The 15,435-nt window shown below is 73.8% G+C and carries 16 protein-coding genes and 1 riboswitch; of the genes, 6 read left to right on the top strand and 10 right to left on the bottom strand.

From position 1 onward, the window contains the following. Window positions 1-84: 84 nt before the first annotated feature. Window positions 85-186: riboswitch (guanidine-I (ykkC/yxkD leader) on the bottom strand. 93 nt (window positions 187-279) lie between these two features. The 5 genes from ELX43_RS02365 to ELX43_RS02345 all read right to left on the bottom strand — a co-directional run bounded on the left by ELX43_RS02365 (window position 280) and on the right by ELX43_RS02345 (window position 5,090). Then, window positions 280-696: a GtrA family protein gene (locus ELX43_RS02365; protein ID WP_127784608.1), complete on the bottom strand. Its 417-nt coding sequence runs from the start codon at window positions 694-696 to the stop codon at window positions 280-282. A 156-nt stretch (window positions 697-852) separates the two neighbouring features. Beyond that, window positions 853-1,842, bottom strand: coding sequence for an LLM class flavin-dependent oxidoreductase (locus tag ELX43_RS02360; protein WP_127781966.1), 990 nt, complete (start codon window positions 1,840-1,842; stop codon window positions 853-855). A 95-nt stretch (window positions 1,843-1,937) separates the two neighbouring features. Continuing rightward, window positions 1,938-3,071 carry an XdhC family protein gene (locus ELX43_RS02355; protein WP_127781965.1) on the bottom strand — a complete coding sequence of 378 codons (1,134 nt, stop codon included), beginning with the start codon at window positions 3,069-3,071 and terminating at the stop codon, window positions 1,938-1,940. Continuing rightward, window positions 3,064-4,215 carry a VWA domain-containing protein gene (locus tag ELX43_RS02350; protein WP_127781964.1) on the bottom strand — a complete coding sequence of 384 codons (1,152 nt, stop codon included), beginning with the start codon at window positions 4,213-4,215 and terminating at the stop codon, window positions 3,064-3,066. Before ELX43_RS02350 ends, ELX43_RS02355 begins: the two co-directional genes overlap by 8 nt. 11 nt (window positions 4,216-4,226) lie before the next feature. Further along, the gene (locus tag ELX43_RS02345) at window positions 4,227-5,090 is read right to left on the bottom strand and encodes a MoxR family ATPase (protein WP_206518080.1); all 864 of its coding nucleotides are present in this window, start codon (window positions 5,088-5,090) and stop codon (window positions 4,227-4,229) included. Window positions 5,091-5,150: 60 nt separating this feature from the next. Here ELX43_RS02345 and ELX43_RS02340 point away from each other — a divergent pair, with 60 nt between their 5' ends. Both ELX43_RS02340 and ELX43_RS02335 read left to right on the top strand, forming a co-directional pair. Beyond that, the gene (locus ELX43_RS02340) at window positions 5,151-6,023 is read left to right on the top strand and encodes an alpha/beta hydrolase (RefSeq protein ID WP_206518079.1); all 873 of its coding nucleotides are present in this window, start codon (window positions 5,151-5,153) and stop codon (window positions 6,021-6,023) included. A gap of 175 nt (window positions 6,024-6,198) precedes the next feature. Next, window positions 6,199-6,378 (top strand): hypothetical protein, encoded by a 180-nt coding sequence (locus ELX43_RS02335; protein WP_127781963.1) that lies wholly within the window; start codon window positions 6,199-6,201, stop codon window positions 6,376-6,378. A gap of 87 nt (window positions 6,379-6,465) precedes the next feature. Here ELX43_RS02335 and ELX43_RS02330 read toward each other — a convergent pair whose 3' ends face one another. Continuing rightward, a complete protein-coding gene (locus ELX43_RS02330; protein ID WP_127781962.1) occupies window positions 6,466-7,029 on the bottom strand; it encodes a nucleotidyltransferase family protein in 564 nt (187 codons plus the stop codon). Between the two features lie 71 nt (window positions 7,030-7,100). Here ELX43_RS02330 and ELX43_RS02325 point away from each other — a divergent pair, with 71 nt between their 5' ends. Beyond that, the gene (locus tag ELX43_RS02325) at window positions 7,101-7,397 is read left to right on the top strand and encodes an antibiotic biosynthesis monooxygenase (protein ID WP_127781961.1); all 297 of its coding nucleotides are present in this window, start codon (window positions 7,101-7,103) and stop codon (window positions 7,395-7,397) included. A 2-nt stretch (window positions 7,398-7,399) separates the two neighbouring features. Here the strand turns inward: ELX43_RS02325 and ELX43_RS02320 are convergent, their stop codons facing one another. From ELX43_RS02320 to ELX43_RS02305, 4 genes are read right to left on the bottom strand one after another with little or no spacing between them, the layout of a single operon-like run. Continuing rightward, entirely contained in the window at window positions 7,400-8,551 is a 1,152-nt protein-coding gene (locus tag ELX43_RS02320; RefSeq protein ID WP_127781960.1) for an acyl-CoA dehydrogenase family protein, read from the bottom strand. Next, on the bottom strand, window positions 8,552-9,493 hold the full coding sequence (locus tag ELX43_RS02315) for a hydroxymethylglutaryl-CoA lyase (protein ID WP_127781959.1): 942 nt from the start codon (window positions 9,491-9,493) through the stop codon (window positions 8,552-8,554). It abuts the gene before it with no gap. Next, window positions 9,486-11,426, bottom strand: coding sequence for a biotin carboxylase N-terminal domain-containing protein (locus ELX43_RS02310; protein WP_206518078.1), 1,941 nt, complete (start codon window positions 11,424-11,426; stop codon window positions 9,486-9,488). Before ELX43_RS02310 ends, ELX43_RS02315 begins: the two co-directional genes overlap by 8 nt. 5 nt (window positions 11,427-11,431) lie before the next feature. Beyond that, on the bottom strand, window positions 11,432-12,985 hold the full coding sequence (locus ELX43_RS02305; RefSeq protein ID WP_127784605.1) for a carboxyl transferase domain-containing protein: 1,554 nt from the start codon (window positions 12,983-12,985) through the stop codon (window positions 11,432-11,434). Between the two features lie 147 nt (window positions 12,986-13,132). Between ELX43_RS02305 and ELX43_RS02300 the strand changes: the two genes are divergently transcribed. Genes ELX43_RS02300 through ELX43_RS02290 form a run of 3 tightly spaced genes read left to right on the top strand, consistent with a single transcriptional unit; the run spans window position 13,133 to window position 15,395 of the window. Then, complete coding sequence (locus tag ELX43_RS02300; RefSeq protein WP_206518077.1) at window positions 13,133-13,708, top strand: TetR/AcrR family transcriptional regulator; 576 nt, start codon at window positions 13,133-13,135, stop codon at window positions 13,706-13,708. Then, a complete protein-coding gene (locus tag ELX43_RS02295) occupies window positions 13,705-14,385 on the top strand; it encodes a carbonic anhydrase (protein WP_127781956.1) in 681 nt (226 codons plus the stop codon). The genes ELX43_RS02300 and ELX43_RS02295 overlap by 4 nt, the downstream gene beginning before the upstream one ends. Beyond that, window positions 14,382-15,395, top strand: a complete 1,014-nt coding sequence (locus ELX43_RS02290) for a Gfo/Idh/MocA family oxidoreductase (protein WP_277601713.1) — start codon at window positions 14,382-14,384, stop codon at window positions 15,393-15,395. The genes ELX43_RS02295 and ELX43_RS02290 overlap by 4 nt, the downstream gene beginning before the upstream one ends. Window positions 15,396-15,435 lie beyond the last annotated feature (40 nt).

Here is a 15,435-nt window from a genome sequence, read left to right as displayed (position 1 = left end):
GGGCGCAGCGAAAAGAGGGGGCCAAGGACATGACTGCTCCTGCGGAGGCTCAGGGTGGGCGCAGGCAGAGCACGCCGTCTGAAGGTCTCCCGGGCTTTTGTCCCGCCGTGGACGCCGGCCGCTCGGCCGACGCTGCACCCCTCGGTCCAGTCCCGGCGAGCCGGCGGAACCCTAGGTGCGCCTCGCCCCTGCGGGCGAGTCAGGAGTCATGCAACACGGGCGGCGTTCCGTCCTCGCGTCCATGCTGTTTCCAGTTCGTGAACCGCGCGCCGGTCAGCGTCAGGCGTCGACGCCCTGGCGGCGGGGGGTGAACACCCAGCCGCGCAGCGCCACGAAGCGCAGCACCCCGACCACCGCGCTGACCGCGATGACCAGCAGCACCTGGGTGAGCGGTGCCGCCCCGGGGAACCACACGTGCAGCACCCCGAGGGTGAGCGAGCTCATCACCAGCCCGATGAGCCCGAGCGCACCACCCTCCCACTGCGCCGACCACCAGCTCACCCGCTCGGCGGCGTTGAAGGTGAGCCGGCGGTGCAGCTCGTTGGCCAGGGCGGTGCTGAGCACCACGCCGACCACGTTGGCCACCAGGTAGCCCCAGGCCGCCAGCGCGGTGAAGGTGCCGGCGTAGACGATGTTGCTGGACCCGCCCACCAGCGCGAAGCGGATGAACTGGCGCACCACGTGGTCGGGACGCATCCGGGTGGGACGCGCCCGGCCACGCAGCCACGACGGCGCCCAGTAGGGCAGTGCCGCCGGTTCCGCGGGCTGGGCGGGCTCGTCCTCCTCCTGCGCCGAGGCCGCCTGTGTCACGGCCGCAGTCTGCCAGGGCTCACGCCGCGCAGCTCCGCAGGCTCACGCGGGAACACCCATGTCGCTGACCTCGGCGAGCAGCTCGTAGGAGCGCAGCCAGCTGTTGCGGTCGTTGGCCGAGGCCACGATCAGCTCGTCGGCCTGGGCGTGGACGGCGAACTTGTCCAGGTACTCCCGCGCCTCGGCGGGGGTGCCGACCGCGGAGTAGTGCGTCATCTGCCGGATCTGCTGGCCGGCGGGGGCCTCCAGGATCATGTCGGCCTCCTCGTCGGTGAAGGTGCGCCCACGGCCCAGCAGCAGCGACACCCGGGCCCGCCGGGCAGCGAGCAGCTGCAGCTCGGCCTCCTCGGTGGTGTCGGCCACCACGATGTTCACCCCGGCGATGACGTAGGGCTCGGACAGCTGCGCCGACGGGCGGAACTCACGCCGGTAGATGGTCACCGCGTCCTGCAGGGCGCCAGGGGCGAAGTGCGAGGCGAAGGCGTAGGGCAGGCCCAGCGCCGCGGCCAGCCGGGCGCCGAACAGCGAGGACCCCAGGATGTAGAGCGGGACGTGGGTGCCGCGGCCGGGGGTGGCGTTGACGCCGGGGATCAGCGACTCCTCCCCCAGGTAGCCCTGCAGCTCCTGCACGTCCTGCGGGAAGCTCTCCGCCGACGCGGGGTCGCGCCGCATGGCGCGCATGGTCTGCTGGTCGCTGCCCGGCGCGCGGCCCAGCCCGAGGTCGATGCGCCCGGGGTGCAGCGTCTCCAGGGTGCCGAACTGCTCGGCGATGGTCAGCGGTGCGTGGTTGGGCAGCATCACGCCGCCCGCGCCCAGCCGGATGCGCTCGGTGTTGGCGGCCACGTGCGCGATGAGCACGGCGGTGGCGGAGGAGGCGATGGTGCCCATGTTGTGGTGCTCGGCGTACCAGACGCGGCGGTAGCCCAGCTGCTCCGCGCGCTGCGCCAGCGCCACGCTGCGGTCAAAGCTCTCGCGCACGGTCTCGCCCTCACCGATGTGGGCAAGGTCCAGGATGGAGAGTGGGACGGTCACAGCGATCAGCCTTTCCTCGAGCACAGCTCTCCCGGGTGACTCCCCGGGTGCACAGTTACCAACCGTGACGACGCCCGATTACTTCCCGAGGCGCCTCAGCCGGGCCGGTGGATGGCACCGTCGGTCCGCGTCAGCGGCACCCCGTCGCCGCCCCAGCGCGCGGCGATGATCTCCGCGGCGATGGACACCGCGGTCTCCTCGGGCGTGCGGGCACCCAGGTTCAGCCCGATCGGGCTGTGCAGCCGGGCCAGCTGGGCGTCGGTCACCCCCCGCTCGCGCAGCCGCGCCTCGCGGTCGTCGTGGGTGCGCCGTGACCCCATCGCCCCCACGTAGGCCGGGCGCACCTTCCAGTCCTCGTCGCCCAGCGCCAGCTCCAGCAGCGGCACGTCGAACTTGGGGTCGTGGGTGAGCACCGCCAGCACCGTGCGCCCGTCCAGGCGTCCGGCGTCGCGCTCGGCCCGCAGGTAGCGGTGCGGCCACTCCACCACCACCTCGTCGGCGTCCGGGAACCGCTGTGGGGTGGCGAACACCGCACGGGCGTCGCACACGGTCACCCGGTAGCCGAGGAAGGCCCCGATCTTCGCGGCGGCGGCGGCGAAGTCGATGGCGCCGAAGACCAGCATCCGGGCGCGCGGGGCGTAGGAGGAGACAAACACCTCCATGCCGTCGCCCAGCCGCTCCCCGTCCGGGCCGTACTCCAGGATCGCGTTGCGCCCGGCCGCCAGCAGGCCGCGGCCGTCGTCGGTGACGGCGGCGTCGCTGCGCGCCGAGCCCAGGGTGCCGCTGGTGGAGTCGGCGAACAGCACCAGCCGCTGCCCCACCCGCGCGGGGTCGGGGTGCCGGGTGGTGGTGGCCACCGCCACCGGGACCCCGGCGCGGATCGCCTCGGCCACCTCACCCAGCTCGGGGAAGCTGGTGGGGTCGATGCGCTCCACGAAGACGTCCAGGATGCCGCCGCAGGTGAGGCCCACGGTGAACGCGTCGTCGTCGGAGACGCCGTAGCGCTGCAGCTGCGGCACCCCGTCGGCCACCACCTGCTGGGCCAGCTCGTACACCGCACCCTCCACGCAGCCGCCGGAGACGCTGCCCACCACGGCGCCGTCGCCGCCGAGCATCATCGACGCCCCGGCCTGCCGCGGCGAGGACTTCCAGGTGCCCACCACGGTGGCCAGCGCGATGGGCTCGCCCCGCCGCCACCAGTGCTCGGCCTCGTCCAGCACGTCACGCACCTGCCACCACCTCCAACAGCTCGTCCAGGGCTTCCAGCGAGTGTCCGGACACCAGCTCGTGCAGGTGCGGCAGCGCCGCCACGATGCCCGACTGCACGGGCTCGTACCCTGCTCGACCCACGTGCGGGTTGACCCACACCACCGCGCGCGACAGCCGGGCGAGGCGGCCCACCTGCTCGCCCAGCAGCTCAGCGCCGCCGCGCTCCCAGCCGTCGCTGAACACCACCACCACCGCGCCACGAGCCATCCCCCGCTGCCCCCAGCGGTCGGTGAAGACCTTGAGGGTCTCCCCCAGCCGGGTGCCGCCTGCGTAGTCGGGCACCGCGGCCGCGGACAGGCGCAGGGCCACCTCCGCGTCGCGGTGGCGCAGCGCGCGGGTGAGCCGGGTGAGGCGGGTGCCCAGGGTGAAGGTCTCCACCGTGGCCGGCGCGGCCGTGGTGAGCACGTGCGCGAAGCGGAGCAGGGCGTCGGCGTAGGGCGTCATGGAGCCGGAGACGTCCACCAGCAGCACCAGCCGGCGCGGTCGACGGCTGCGGCGGTGCATCAACGGCCGCGCCACCTCGCCCCCGGCCTGCAGCATGGAGCGCACGGTGGCGCGGGGATCGACACTCCCGCGGCGGGCCGGACGCCGGCGCACCGCCCGCCGGGTGGCCGGGCGGTAGCGCAGGGCCGTGAGCAGGCTGCGCAGGTGCTCGCGCTCGGCGGCGCTCAGCTCGCTGAAGTCCTTGTGCCGCAGCCGCTCCTCGGCACTGGCCGCGGTGCTCAGCTGCTCGGCCTCCTCGGTGTCCGCACCCGTCTGCGGGTGGGGGCCGGTGAGGGAAGCGCTGACGCTGGGCAGCGAGACCAGCTCCTCGCTGGTCGCCGAGCGGGCGGTGGTGGCGCCGAACCAGGCCAGGAACGCGGCGTCGTAGCGGGGCAGGTCGTCGGGCTGCGAGCACAGGGTGATGCGCCCGGCCCAGTAGACCTGGTCGGGGCTGGCGGCGCTGAGCTCGGAGACGGCGGCGACGAACGCCAGTCCGCGACCGGCGTCGGCGGCCACCCCCGCCGCACGCAGCACCCGCACGAAGCCCAGCAGCCCCAGCACCGGCTGGGCCGGCTGCTCGGACGTCTGGCGCGGGGCCGGCGCTGCCTGGGAAGCGGTCATGGCGGCACCGCTCACCCGAACAGCAGGGCGTCGAGGCCGGACTTGATCACCTTGTCGTTGTCCTCCCGGTACTTCAGCACCGCGCCCAGCGTGGCGGCAGCGCTCTGCACGTCCAGGGAGGTGCGGCCGAGCGCGGTGAGCGCGGCGGTCCAGTCCAGGGTCTCGGCCACTCCGGGCGGCTTGAGCAGGTCCAGGGTGCGCAGGGTGCGGCTGGCCTGGGCGACCTGGCTGACCAGCGTCTCCGGCGCCTCCGGGAGGTGCTCGTGCACGATGGCCACCTCCCGCTCGAGGTCGGGGTGCTCCAGCCAGTGGTAGAGGCAGCGCCGCTTGAGCGCGTCGTGCACCTCGCGGGTGCGGTTGGAGGTGAGCACCACCAGCGGCGGCACCTCAGCGCGGATCTCGCCCAGCTCGGGGATGCTCACCTTGTTCTCGGCCAGCACCTCCAGCAGGAACGCCTCGAACTCGTCGTCGGCGCGGTCGATCTCGTCCACCAGCAGCACGCACGGCGCCTGCCGCAGCGCCTGCAGCAGCGGGCGGGCGATGAGGAAGCGCTCGGAGTACAGCTCGGTGTCGTCCACCGGTCCGCCACCGCTCTCCAGCGCCCGCAGGTGCAGCAGCTGGCGGGGGAAGTCCCAGTCGTAGAGGGCCTGGCTGGCGTCGATGCCCTCGTGGCACTGCAGCCGCACCAGCGGCACGTCCAGCGCCCGGGCCAGTGCCATGGCCAGCGCCGTCTTGCCGGTGCCCGGCTCGCCCTCGCAGAACAGCGGGCGCTGCATCTTCAGCGCCAGGAACGCCGCGGTGGCGATGCCCTCGTCCGGCAGGTATCCGACGTCGCGCAGGGCGGCGGCGAGGTCAACGGGAGAGGTGATGTCCACCCTCGCACCCTAGACGGGTTCCGTTCGGCCACGAGCTCAGCCAGCGGGCAGGATCAGCCGGTGCTGTTTCCTGACTTCGCCACCGACCACCTCGACACCGGCGACGCCACCATCGCCGTCCGCCACGCCGGGTCGGGCCCGCCGGTGCTGCTGCTGCACGGCTTCCCGCAGACCTCGGCGATGTGGCACCAGGTGGCACCGGCGCTCGCCCGCGAGCACACCGTGGTGGTGCCCGACCTGCGCGGCTACGGCAGCTCCAGCAAGCCCGCCGCGAGCGACGACCACGCCGCGCACAGCTTCCGGGCGATGGCCGCCGACCAGGTGGCGGTGATGCGGGCGCTGGGCCACGACCGCTTCGCCGTGGTGGGCCACGACCGCGGCGCGCGGGTGACCCACCGGATGGCGCTGGACCACCCCGAGCGGGTGGAGCGGCTGGCGGTGCTGGACATCGTGCCCACCGTGCACGTGCTGGCCACCGCCGACCTCACCCTCGCCCAGCGCTACTACCACTGGTTCTTCCTGAGCCGGCCCGAGCCGCTGCCGGAGACCCTGATCGGCGGCGACCCGGTGTTCTTCCTGCACGCCAACCTCGGGGCGCTGGGCGGGAGCCTGGACGACTACGACGCCGAGGCGCTGGCGGAGTACGAGCGCTGCGCCCGGGACCCGGGCACCGTGCGCGGCTGGTGCGAGGACTACCGGGCGGCGCTGTCCATCGACGCCGCCCACGACCGCGCCGACGCCGACCGGCTGCTCACCCAGCCGCTGCTCGCGCTGTGGGGCGCACGCGGCGCGGTGGCCGAGCTCTACGACCCGCTCGCCGTGTGGCGCGGGTACGGCTCTGACGTGCGTGGCCAGGCGGTGGACGCCGGGCACTTCCTGGTGGAGCAGCGACCCCAGGAGTGCACCACGCTGCTGCAGCAGTTCCTCAGCTGACGTCGCGGCGCACTGCCTGGAGGACGAGGGGTGTTTCCGTCTCGCCTCGATGCCACAATGACGCGGTGACTCATGAGGAGCTCAGCTGGTGGCGGGTGCGCCGGGCTGACGGAGACCAAGACGCTCTCGTCGGCGGGTAACAGCTCTCGCCGGGCGTCTTCTCCGAGGAGCCTGCATGTCTGCTCACCACCGGGTCCACGACCCTGACCCCCGTCCGAACCGCACCGACGCCACCCCGTGCTGCGAGGCCACCGACCCTGACGGCTGGGGCTTCATCTGCACGATGGAGCCGGACCACGACGGTGACCACGTCGCGGGCAACGGCATCTCGATCTCCGAGGTCTGGCCGCAGTAGCACTCCGACGGACGCAGCAGGTTCCCCCTTCCGTGCGACGGGGGAACCTGCTGTTGGCCAGCCAGCTGCCGCGCGCCGGCGGACCAGTCAGGCTGGCTCCGGAGTGTCGTGGTCGGCCCCGGTGGCCAGGTCACCGCACTCCACCAGCACCACGTCGGGGCGCCCGCGCAGGAAGTCCCGCGCACCCGCGTCGCCGGTGGCGGTGTCGATCACCGCACCGAGGTGGTGGCGCCCGAACAGCACCGGGTGCCGCGGCGCACCGTGGAAGCTCGCCCGCGCCAGCGCGGTGTCCAGCGAACCGGCGGCCACCCCCAGCACCCGCGCCACCACGTCCGCGCCCACGTCCGGGGTGTCCACCAGCTGCACCAGCGCCGCACCGGCGTCGCGCTCGCGCGCCGCCCGCAGCCCCGCCCGCAGCGACGCCGCCATCCCGCTCTGCCAGTCCGCGGCCACCACCACCTCGACACCCTCGGGCACCAGGGCACGGGCCTGCTCTGCCGCCGCGCCCAGCACCACCACCACCTGGTCGCAACCGCCGGCACGCAGCGCCGTCACCGCCCCGCGCAGCCAGGACCCGTCGTGCGCCAGCGCCTTGGGGCTGCCGTACCGGGTGCCGGCTCCGGCGGCCAGCAGCACTCCCACGACGCTCACGCGCCCATGGTGCCTGATACAACTTGAGACCCAGACCACAACCCAGCCACCCCGCAACCCGAGGAGCCACCATGGCCATCACCGCGCACCTGGACCTGCTGTTCAAGCCCGAGTCGGTGGAGCAGGCCCGCGAGCTGTTCCACCAGGTGCTCACCGACACCCGGGCGTTCGAGGGCTGCCTGGGCGTGGAGGTGCTGGTGGACGAGTCCAACGAGGCGCACTGGCTGGTGAGCGAGCAGTGGGCGTCGGCCGAGGCGGACGCCGCCTACCGCGAGTTCCGGGCCGGGCCGGGCGCGATCACCGAGCTGGGACCGCTGCTGGCCGGGGCTCCCACGCTGACCAAGTTCACCGTGGACGACCGCGTCTGACGCTAGAGCCCGAGCTCGCGGGCGATGAGCATCAGCTGCACCTCGGTGGTGCCCTCGCCGATCTCCAGGATCTTGGAGTCGCGGTAGTGCCGGGCGACGAGGTAGTCGTTCATGAAGCCGTACCCGCCGTGCACCTGGGTGGCGTCGCGGGCGTTGTCCATCGCCGCCTCGCCGGCCACCAGCTTGGCGACGGCCGCCTCCTTCTTGAACGGCCGCCCGGCCAGCATCCGGGCGGCGGCGTCGTAGTAGGCGGTGCGGGCGGCGTGCGCGCGGGCCTCCATCCGGGCGATCTTGAAGGCGATGGCCTGGTTGGCCGCGATCGGCCGGCCGAAGGCCTCCCGCTCCCGGGCGTGGCGCACGCTCTCGTCCACGCAGCCCTGCGCGGCGCCCACCGCCAGCGCGGCGATGGCGATGCGCCCCTCGTCCAGGATCCGCAGGAAGTTGGCGTAGCCGCGACCGCGCTCGCCCAGCAGGTTCTCCTCGGGCACCCGCACGTCGTCCAGCGTCAACGGGTGGGTGTCGGAGGCGTTCCAGCCCACCTTGTCGTAGGCCTTCTCCGCGGTGAAGCCGGCGGTGGGCACCGGCACCAGGATCGTGCTGATCTCCTTGCCCCCACCCGCGCGCTCGCCGGTCACCGCGGTGACGGTGACCACTCGGGTGATGGCGGTGCCGGAGTTGGTGATGAAGGCCTTGCTGCCGTTGATCACCCACTGGCCGCTGTCCAGCCGGGCGGTGGTGCGGGTGCCGCCGGCGTCGCTGCCCGCACCCGGCTCGGTGAGCCCGAACGCACCGAGGGCCTGCCCGGCGCACAGCTGCGGCAGCCACTGCTGCCTCTGCTCCTCGGTGCCGAAGCGGAAGATCGGCATGGCACCCAGCGAGCAGCCCGCCTCCAGGGTGATGGCCACGCTCTGGTCCACCCGGCCCAGCTCCTCCAGCGCCAGGCAGAGCGTGAAGTAGTCCCCGCCCATGCCGCCGCAGGACTCGGGGAAGGGCAGCCCGAACAGGCCCATCTCCCCCATCTGGGCCACCACCTCGTAGGGGAAGCTGTGCTCGGCGTCGTGCCGGGCCGACACCGGGGCCACCACCTCGCGGGCGAAGGCCGCCACGGTCTTGCGCAGCTGCTGCTGCTCGTCGGTGAGCTGGGTGTCGAGCATCTAGGCCTCCTCGGCGGTGGCGGAGCTGGCGAGCGCGGTGACCACCCGGGACGGGCTGGGTCGGCCCAGCTGGGTGGCCATCCAGGTGCTGGTGGCCACCAGCGCCGCCAGGTCGACGCCGGTCTCGATGCCCAGCCCGTGCAGCTGCCACACCAGGTCCTCGGTGGCGAGGTTGCCGGTGGCGGACTTGGCGTACGGGCAGCCACCCAGACCGCCCGCGCTGGAGTCCACAGTGGTCACCCCGTGCTGCAGCGCCACCAGGGTGTTGGCCAGCGCCTGGCCGTAGGTGTCGTGGAAGTGCACGGCGACGGCCTCGCGCGGCACCGGCAGCTCCTCCAGCACCGCCACCACCTGCCCCGGGGTGGCCACGCCGATGGTGTCGCCCAGGGAGATCTCCTGCGCCCCCATGTCCCACAGCGCGTGCACCACCCGGGCCACCTGCGCCGGGTCGACGGCGCCCTCCCAGGGGTCGCCGAAGCACATGGACACGTAGCCGCGCACGGCCAGGCCGGCCGCGCGCGCCGCGGTGACCACCGGCTCGAACACGTCCAGGGACTCCGCCAGCCCCCGGTTGAGGTTCTTGCGCGCGAAGGTCTCGGTGGCCGAGGCGAACACGGCGATCTCGCGCACCCCGGCAGCCAGCGCCCGGTCCAGCCCGCGGCGGTTGGGCACCAGCGCCGGCATCCGCAGCCCCGCCGGGGTGGGACCGAGCTCGGCCAGCAGCTCCTCGGCGTCGGCCAGCTGCGGCACCCACTCCGGGCGCACCAGGCTGGTGGTCTCCACCGCGGTCAGCCCGGCGGCGAGCAGCCGGCGCACGAAGTCGGCCTTCACCGCCACCGGCACCAGGGCGCTCTCGTTCTGCAGCCCGTCGCGGGCACCCACCTCGTAGATGCTCACTCGCCCCGGCAGCCCGGCCAGCGGCGCCGTTGCCTGCTCAGGCATCCGGGTCCCCCTCCACCGTGGCCAGGTGCTCCTCCACGGCCACCTGCTGGCCGGCCCGCACCGCCAGCGTGGTGACCGTGCCCGCGTGCGGAGCGCGGATCGTGTGCTCCATCTTCATCGCCTCCACCACCAGCAGCGCCGCCCCGGCCGCCACCTGCTCCCCCTGCGCCACGTGCACCGCGATCACCGCGCCGGGCATGGGGCTGCGCAGCTCGGCGTCCCCGGCTGCGGCGGCGCGGACCCGGTCGACGGCCAGCTCGGCCACCGGCCACGCCGACCCGCCGCGGCCCAGCCACAGCCTGGCACCGTCGCGGGCGCACAGCCAGCGCTCGGTGCGCCCGTCCATGGTGAGCACCAGCTCGTCGCCGTCGAGCACCGCCGCAGCGGTCACCGCCTCGCCGCCGTCCACCCGCGCCTGGTCGCCGAGCAGCGACACCTCCCCCGCCGTGGTCTGCCACACCAGCGGTGCGGGCGCCCCGATCCGCCACCCCGTGCGCGCCGCCCACGGGTCGGGCGGTGGCGGCTGGGCCAGCGCGTGCAGGGCGAACCCGATGGGCACTGCCGCGGGGACCTCCTCGTGCACCAGGGTGGCCAGCTCGCGCTCCACCAGCCCGGTGTCCAGCCGTCCGGCCCGCACGTCCGGGTGGGCCAGCAGCTCCCGGAGGAAGCCGAGGTTGGTGGGCACCCCCAGCACCGTGGTGCGCCCCAGCGCAGCGCCCAGCCGGGCCAGCGCGGTGGCCCGGTCCGGGCCGTGGGCCACCACCTTGGCCAGCATGGGGTCGTAGGTGCTGCCCACCACCGTCCCCACGCGCAGCCCGGAGTCCACCCGGACACCAGCGCCGGTCGGCTCGCGCAGCAGCAGCACGGTGCCGCCGGTGGGGAGGAAGTCCCGGGCGGGGTCCTCGGCGTAGACGCGAGCCTCCACGGCGTGTCCGGTGAGCACCACGTCGTCCTGGCTCAGGGCCAGCTTCTTCCCCGCGGCCACGGCCAGCTGCTGGGCCACCAGGTCGATGCCGGTGACCAGCTCGGTGACGGGGTGCTCCACCTGCAGGCGGGTGTTCATCTCCAGGAAGAAGAACGTCTCGGGCGCCTCGGCGCTGACGATGAACTCCACCGTGCCCGCCCCGGTGTAGCCGCAGGCCCGCGCCGTCTCGCAGGCCGCCTCCCCGATGCGGGCCCGGGTGGCGGCGTCCAGCAGCGGCGACGGCGCCTCCTCGACGATCTTCTGGTGCCGCCGCTGCAGGCTGCACTCCCGCTCGCCCAGGTGGATGACACCGCCGTGGGTGTCGGCCAGCACCTGCACCTCCACGTGCCGCGGCGCCGTCACGAAGCGCTCCAGGAACAGCGTGTCGTCCCCGAAGCTGGCGGCGGCCTCTCGGCGGGCGCTGACCAGCGCCTCGGGCAGGGCGGCGGCGGCGCGCACCAGGCGCATGCCCTTGCCGCCCCCGCCGGCGGAGGGCTTCACCAGCACCGGATAGCCGACCTCCTCGGCGGCGGCGAGCAGGTCGGCGTCGCTCATGCCCGGCTGGTTGCGGCCGGGCACCACGGGCACTCCGGCGGCGCTGACGGCGCGCTTGGCGCGGATCTTGTCGCCCATCACCTCGATGGCCGACGGGGGTGGGCCGATGAACACGACGCCGGCGTCCGCGCACGCCTGGGCGAAGGCGGCGTTCTCGGCCAGGAAGCCGTAGCCGGGGTGGATGGCCTGCGCCCCGGTGGCGCGCGCGGCCGCCAGCACGCGGTCGCCGTCGAGGTAGCTCTGGTGCGCGGGGGCGGGCCCGAGCCGGACGGCGACGTCGGCCTCGCGCACGTGCCGAGCGGTGGTGTCCGCGTCGGAGCACACGGCCACCGCGGTGATGCCGAGCTCGCGCAGGGTGCGGATGACGCGGACGGCGATCTCCCCGCGGTTGGCCACCAGGACGGTGCTGAACATGGCGCTCACATCCGGAAGACGCCGTTGCGGACGGGCTCCAGCGGGGCGTTGGCCGCGGCTCCCAGGGCGAGGCCGAGCACGGTGCGGGTGTCGGCGGGATCGATGACGCCGTCGTCCCACAGCCGTGCGGTGGAGTAGTAGGGGTGGCCCTGGTGCTCGTACTGCGCGCGCACCGCGGCGTCGGCGGCGGCGTTGTCGGCTGCGGTGCTGTCGGCTGCGGTGCTGTCGGCTGCGTCATCGGGCTCGCCGCGCACCGTGGCCAGCACCGCCGCGGCCTGGTCGCCGCCCATCACCGAGATGCGGGCGTTGGGCCACATCCACAGGAAGCGCGGCGAGTACGCCCGCCCGCACATCGAGTAGTTGCCGGCGCCGAACGACCCGCCGATCACCACGGTGAGCTTGGGGACCCGGGCACAGGCCACCGCGGTGACCATCTTGGCGCCGTGCTTGGCGATGCCGCCCGCCTCGTACTCCCGCCCCACCATGAAGCCGGTGATGTTCTGCAGGAACACCAGCGGGATCTTGCGCTGGTCGCAGAGCTCGACGAAGTGCGCGCCCTTGAGGGCGGACTCGCTGAAGAGCACGCCGTTGTTGGCCACCACGCCCACCGGGTGGCCGTGCACGTGCGCGAAGCCGGTGACCAGGGTGGTCCCGTAGTCCGCCTTGAACTCGTGGAACCGGCTGCCGTCCACCACGCGGGCGATCACCTCGCGCACGTCGTAGGGGGTGCGGGCGTCGGCGGGGACCACCGCGGGGATCTCCGCGGGGTCGTGGCGCGGCGGCTCGGGCTCGCGCACGTCCCACGGCACCGGCTCGCGCGGGCCGAGGGTGGCCACGATGGAGCGGACTACCTGCAGGGCGTGGGTGTCGTCGTCGGCCAGGTGGTCCACCACGCCGGAGACCCGGGCGTGCAGCGCCCCGCCACCGAGGTCCTCCGCGGTGACCACCTCGCCGGTGGCCGCCTTCACCAGAGGTGGTCCGGCCAGGAAGATGGTGCCCTGGTCGCGGACGATCACCGCCTCGTCGCTCATCGCCGGCACGTAGGCGCCACCGGCGGTGCACGAGCCGAGCACCGCGGCCACCTGGGCGATGCCGCGGGCGCTCATGGTGGCCTGGTTGAAGAAGATCCGCCCGAAGTGCTCGCGGTCGGGGAACACCTCGTCCTGGTGGGGCAGGAAGGCGCCGCCGGAGTCCACCAGGTACAGGCACGGCAGGTTGTTGTGCAGCGCCACCTCCTGGGCGCGCAGGTGCTTCTTCACCGTCATCGGGTAGTAGGTGCCGCCCTTGACGGTGGCGTCGTTGGCCACCACCACGCACTCGCGCCCGCTCACCCGGCCGACGCCGGTGATGATCCCGGCGCCGGGCGCCGCGTCGTCGTACATGCCGTGCGCGGCCAGGGCGGAGAGCTCCAGGAACGGGCTGCCCCGGTCGAGCAGGGTGTCCACCCGTTGGCGCGGGAGCAGCTTGCCGCGCGCCACGTGGCGCTGCCGGGAGCGCTCCGAGCCGCCCAGCGCCGCGGCGGCGACCCGGGCCCGCAGGTCGGCCACCTGCGCCGCCATGGCCGCCGCGTTGGCCTGCCCCTGGGGGCTGGTGGGGTCAGCGCGGGTGGACAGGACCGGGGCCGGGTGTGTCACAGGCCACACGTTAGCAGGTGTTAACAGCCCGATGTTAACGTCCGCTAACACCGGTGGACTACGATGCCGCCCATGAGCACCCCCCGCCGCGACCAGCTGCTGCAGGTGGCCGCCGGGCTGATGGCCGAGCGCGGCTTCCACGGGGTGAGCATCAACGACCTCGGCGCTGCCGCAGGGGTCAGCGGTCCGGCCGTCTACCGGCACTTCACCAGCAAGCAGGCGGTGCTCGGCGCGATGCTGGTCAGCGTCAGCGAGCGCCTGCTGGACAACGGCCGCCGGCGGGTCGAGGCCGCAGCCACGCCCGCGGCCGCCATCGCCGCGCTCATCGCCGGGCACGTGGACTTCGCGCTCACCGAGCCCGACCTCATCCGGGTGCAGGATCGCGACCTGGCGTCGACCTCCGACGACGACCGCGCCCGGGTGCGCCGGCTGCAGCGCGCCTACACCGAGGTGTGGGTGGGCCAGCTGGTGCTGGTGCTGCCCCAGCTGGACGAGCCGGTGGCCCGCGCCCGGGTGCAGGCGGTGTTCGGGCTGCTCAACTCCACGCCGTACGCAGGCAAGGGACTGGACGAGCACCGCCTGGCCGAGCTGTTGCGGGGTCTCGGCTCGGCCGCCCTGCTGACCGAGGTCGTAACCTCTGCTCCATGACTTCCTCGGACGCCACCGCCGCCAACCCCACCTCCACCACCCCGGCCACGGAGCCGCCCACCACTGGCCGCCCGAGCACCCCCGCAGAGGCCTGGGCGGCGCTGCTCGCCGGCAACAAGCGCTTCGTCGACGGAGCGCCCTCGCACCCGCACCAGGACGCCACCCGCCGGGAGTCCCTCGCCCACAACCAGGCTCCGTTCGCCATGGTCTTCGGCTGCAGCGACTCCCGCCTGGCCGCGGAGATCATCTTCGACGTCGGCCTGGGTGACATGTTCGTGGTGCGCACCGCCGGCCACGTCATCGACGAGTCGGTGCTGGGCACCCTGGAGTACGGCGTCACCCCGCTGGGCATCCCGCTGCTGGTGGTGCTCGGCCACGACAACTGCGGCGCGGTCACCGCGGCGTCGAACTCCTACAACACCGGCGAGATGCCGGTGGGCTACATCCGCGACCTGGTGGAGCGCATCGTGCCCTCGGTGATGTCCGCCGAGCGCAAGGACCTCACCGAGGTGGACGACATCGTCGGCGAGCACGTGCTGCAGACCATGCACCGCCTGCCCGAGCGCTCCACCGTGCTCAACAAGGCCGTCGAGGAGGGCAAGGTGGCCATCGTCGGCATCACCTACCGCCTGGCGGACGGCCACGCCGGCGTCGTCGACGTCATCGGCAACCTGTGACCCGGACGCCCCCCAGAGCCCGCGAGATCCGGTGGGGAGTCGTCGGCCCCGGCCGGATCGCGGAGAACGTCATGCACGACTTCGCCCTGGTCCCCGGCGCGCGGCCGGTGGCGGTGGGCTCCCGCTCCCTGGAGCGGGCCCAGGCCTTCGCCGAGCGCCACGACCTGGAGCGCGCACACGGCTCCTACGCCGAGCTGCTGGCCGACGACGAGGTGGACGTGGTCTACATCGCCACCCCGCACCCGCAGCACCACGCCGTGGCCCTCGGGGCCCTGCGGGCGGGCAAGGCGGTGCTGGTGGAGAAGTCGTTCACCGCCACCGCCGAGGGCACGGCCGAGGTGATCGCCGAGGCGCACCGCCGCGGGGTGTTCGCCATGGAGGCGATGTGGACGCGCTTCCAGCCGGCCGTGGTACGGCTGCGCGACCTGGTCGAGGACGGCGCCATCGGTGAGGTCCGCTCGGTGTCGGCCGAGCTGGGCGTGCAGCGCCGCTACGACCCCACCGACCGGCTCTACGACCCGGCGCAGGGTGGCGGGTCGCTGCTGGACCTGGGCGTGTACCCGGTGTCGTTCGCGCAGATGGTGCTGGGCGACCCGGACCGGGTCAGCGCGGTGGGCTCGCTCTTTCCCACCGGCGTGGACGCCGAGGCGGGGCTGCTGCTGGGCTACGACGACGGCCGCAGCGCCGCCCTGGCGTGCTCGCTGCGCTGCGCGCTGCCCGGCGACGCCCGGGTGTACGGCACCAAGGGCTGGATCGACGTGCTGCCGCGCTTCCACCACCCGCAGACCATCGTGCTGCACCGCAACCACGCCGAGCCGGCCACCATCACCCTGCCGCAGCGCGGCACCGGCTACGCCCACGAGCTGGCCGAGGTGACCCGCTGCCTGCAGGAGGGCCGCACCGAGAGCGACGTGATGCCGCTGCGCGACACCCAGGCCGTGATGGACGTGCTCGAGGCCGCCGCCGACCAGCTGGGCGTGCCGCTGGCCGAGGACCCGAACGTCCTCTAGAGCAGCCGGCCCAGGACAGGGTCCACACACGCCGCCAGGG

Source organism: Rhodococcus sp. X156, assembly GCF_004006015.1.
Classification (GTDB): domain Bacteria; phylum Actinomycetota; class Actinomycetes; order Mycobacteriales; family Mycobacteriaceae; genus X156.
This window is presented reverse-complemented; position numbering and strand designations above follow the sequence as displayed.

Coding starts and splice junctions, on each gene's coding strand:
- ELX43_RS02365 (WP_127784608.1), bottom strand. CDS start 696: ATGCGTCCCGACCACGTGGTGCGCCAGTTCATCCGCTTCGCGCTGGTG.
- ELX43_RS02350 (WP_127781964.1), bottom strand. CDS start 4,215: ATGACCGCTTCCCAGGCAGCGCCGGCCCCGCGCCAGACGTCCGAGCAG.
- ELX43_RS02335 (WP_127781963.1), top strand. CDS start 6,199: ATGTCTGCTCACCACCGGGTCCACGACCCTGACCCCCGTCCGAACCGC.
- ELX43_RS02325 (WP_127781961.1), top strand. CDS start 7,101: ATGGCCATCACCGCGCACCTGGACCTGCTGTTCAAGCCCGAGTCGGTG.
- ELX43_RS02320 (WP_127781960.1), bottom strand. CDS start 8,551: ATGCTCGACACCCAGCTCACCGACGAGCAGCAGCAGCTGCGCAAGACC.
- ELX43_RS02315 (WP_127781959.1), bottom strand. CDS start 9,493: ATGCCTGAGCAGGCAACGGCGCCGCTGGCCGGGCTGCCGGGGCGAGTG.
- ELX43_RS02310 (WP_206518078.1), bottom strand. CDS start 11,426: ATGTTCAGCACCGTCCTGGTGGCCAACCGCGGGGAGATCGCCGTCCGC.
- ELX43_RS02305 (WP_127784605.1), bottom strand. CDS start 12,985: ATGGCGGCGCAGGTGGCCGACCTGCGGGCCCGGGTCGCCGCCGCGGCG.
- ELX43_RS02300 (WP_206518077.1), top strand. CDS start 13,133: ATGAGCACCCCCCGCCGCGACCAGCTGCTGCAGGTGGCCGCCGGGCTG.
- ELX43_RS02295 (WP_127781956.1), top strand. CDS start 13,705: ATGACTTCCTCGGACGCCACCGCCGCCAACCCCACCTCCACCACCCCG.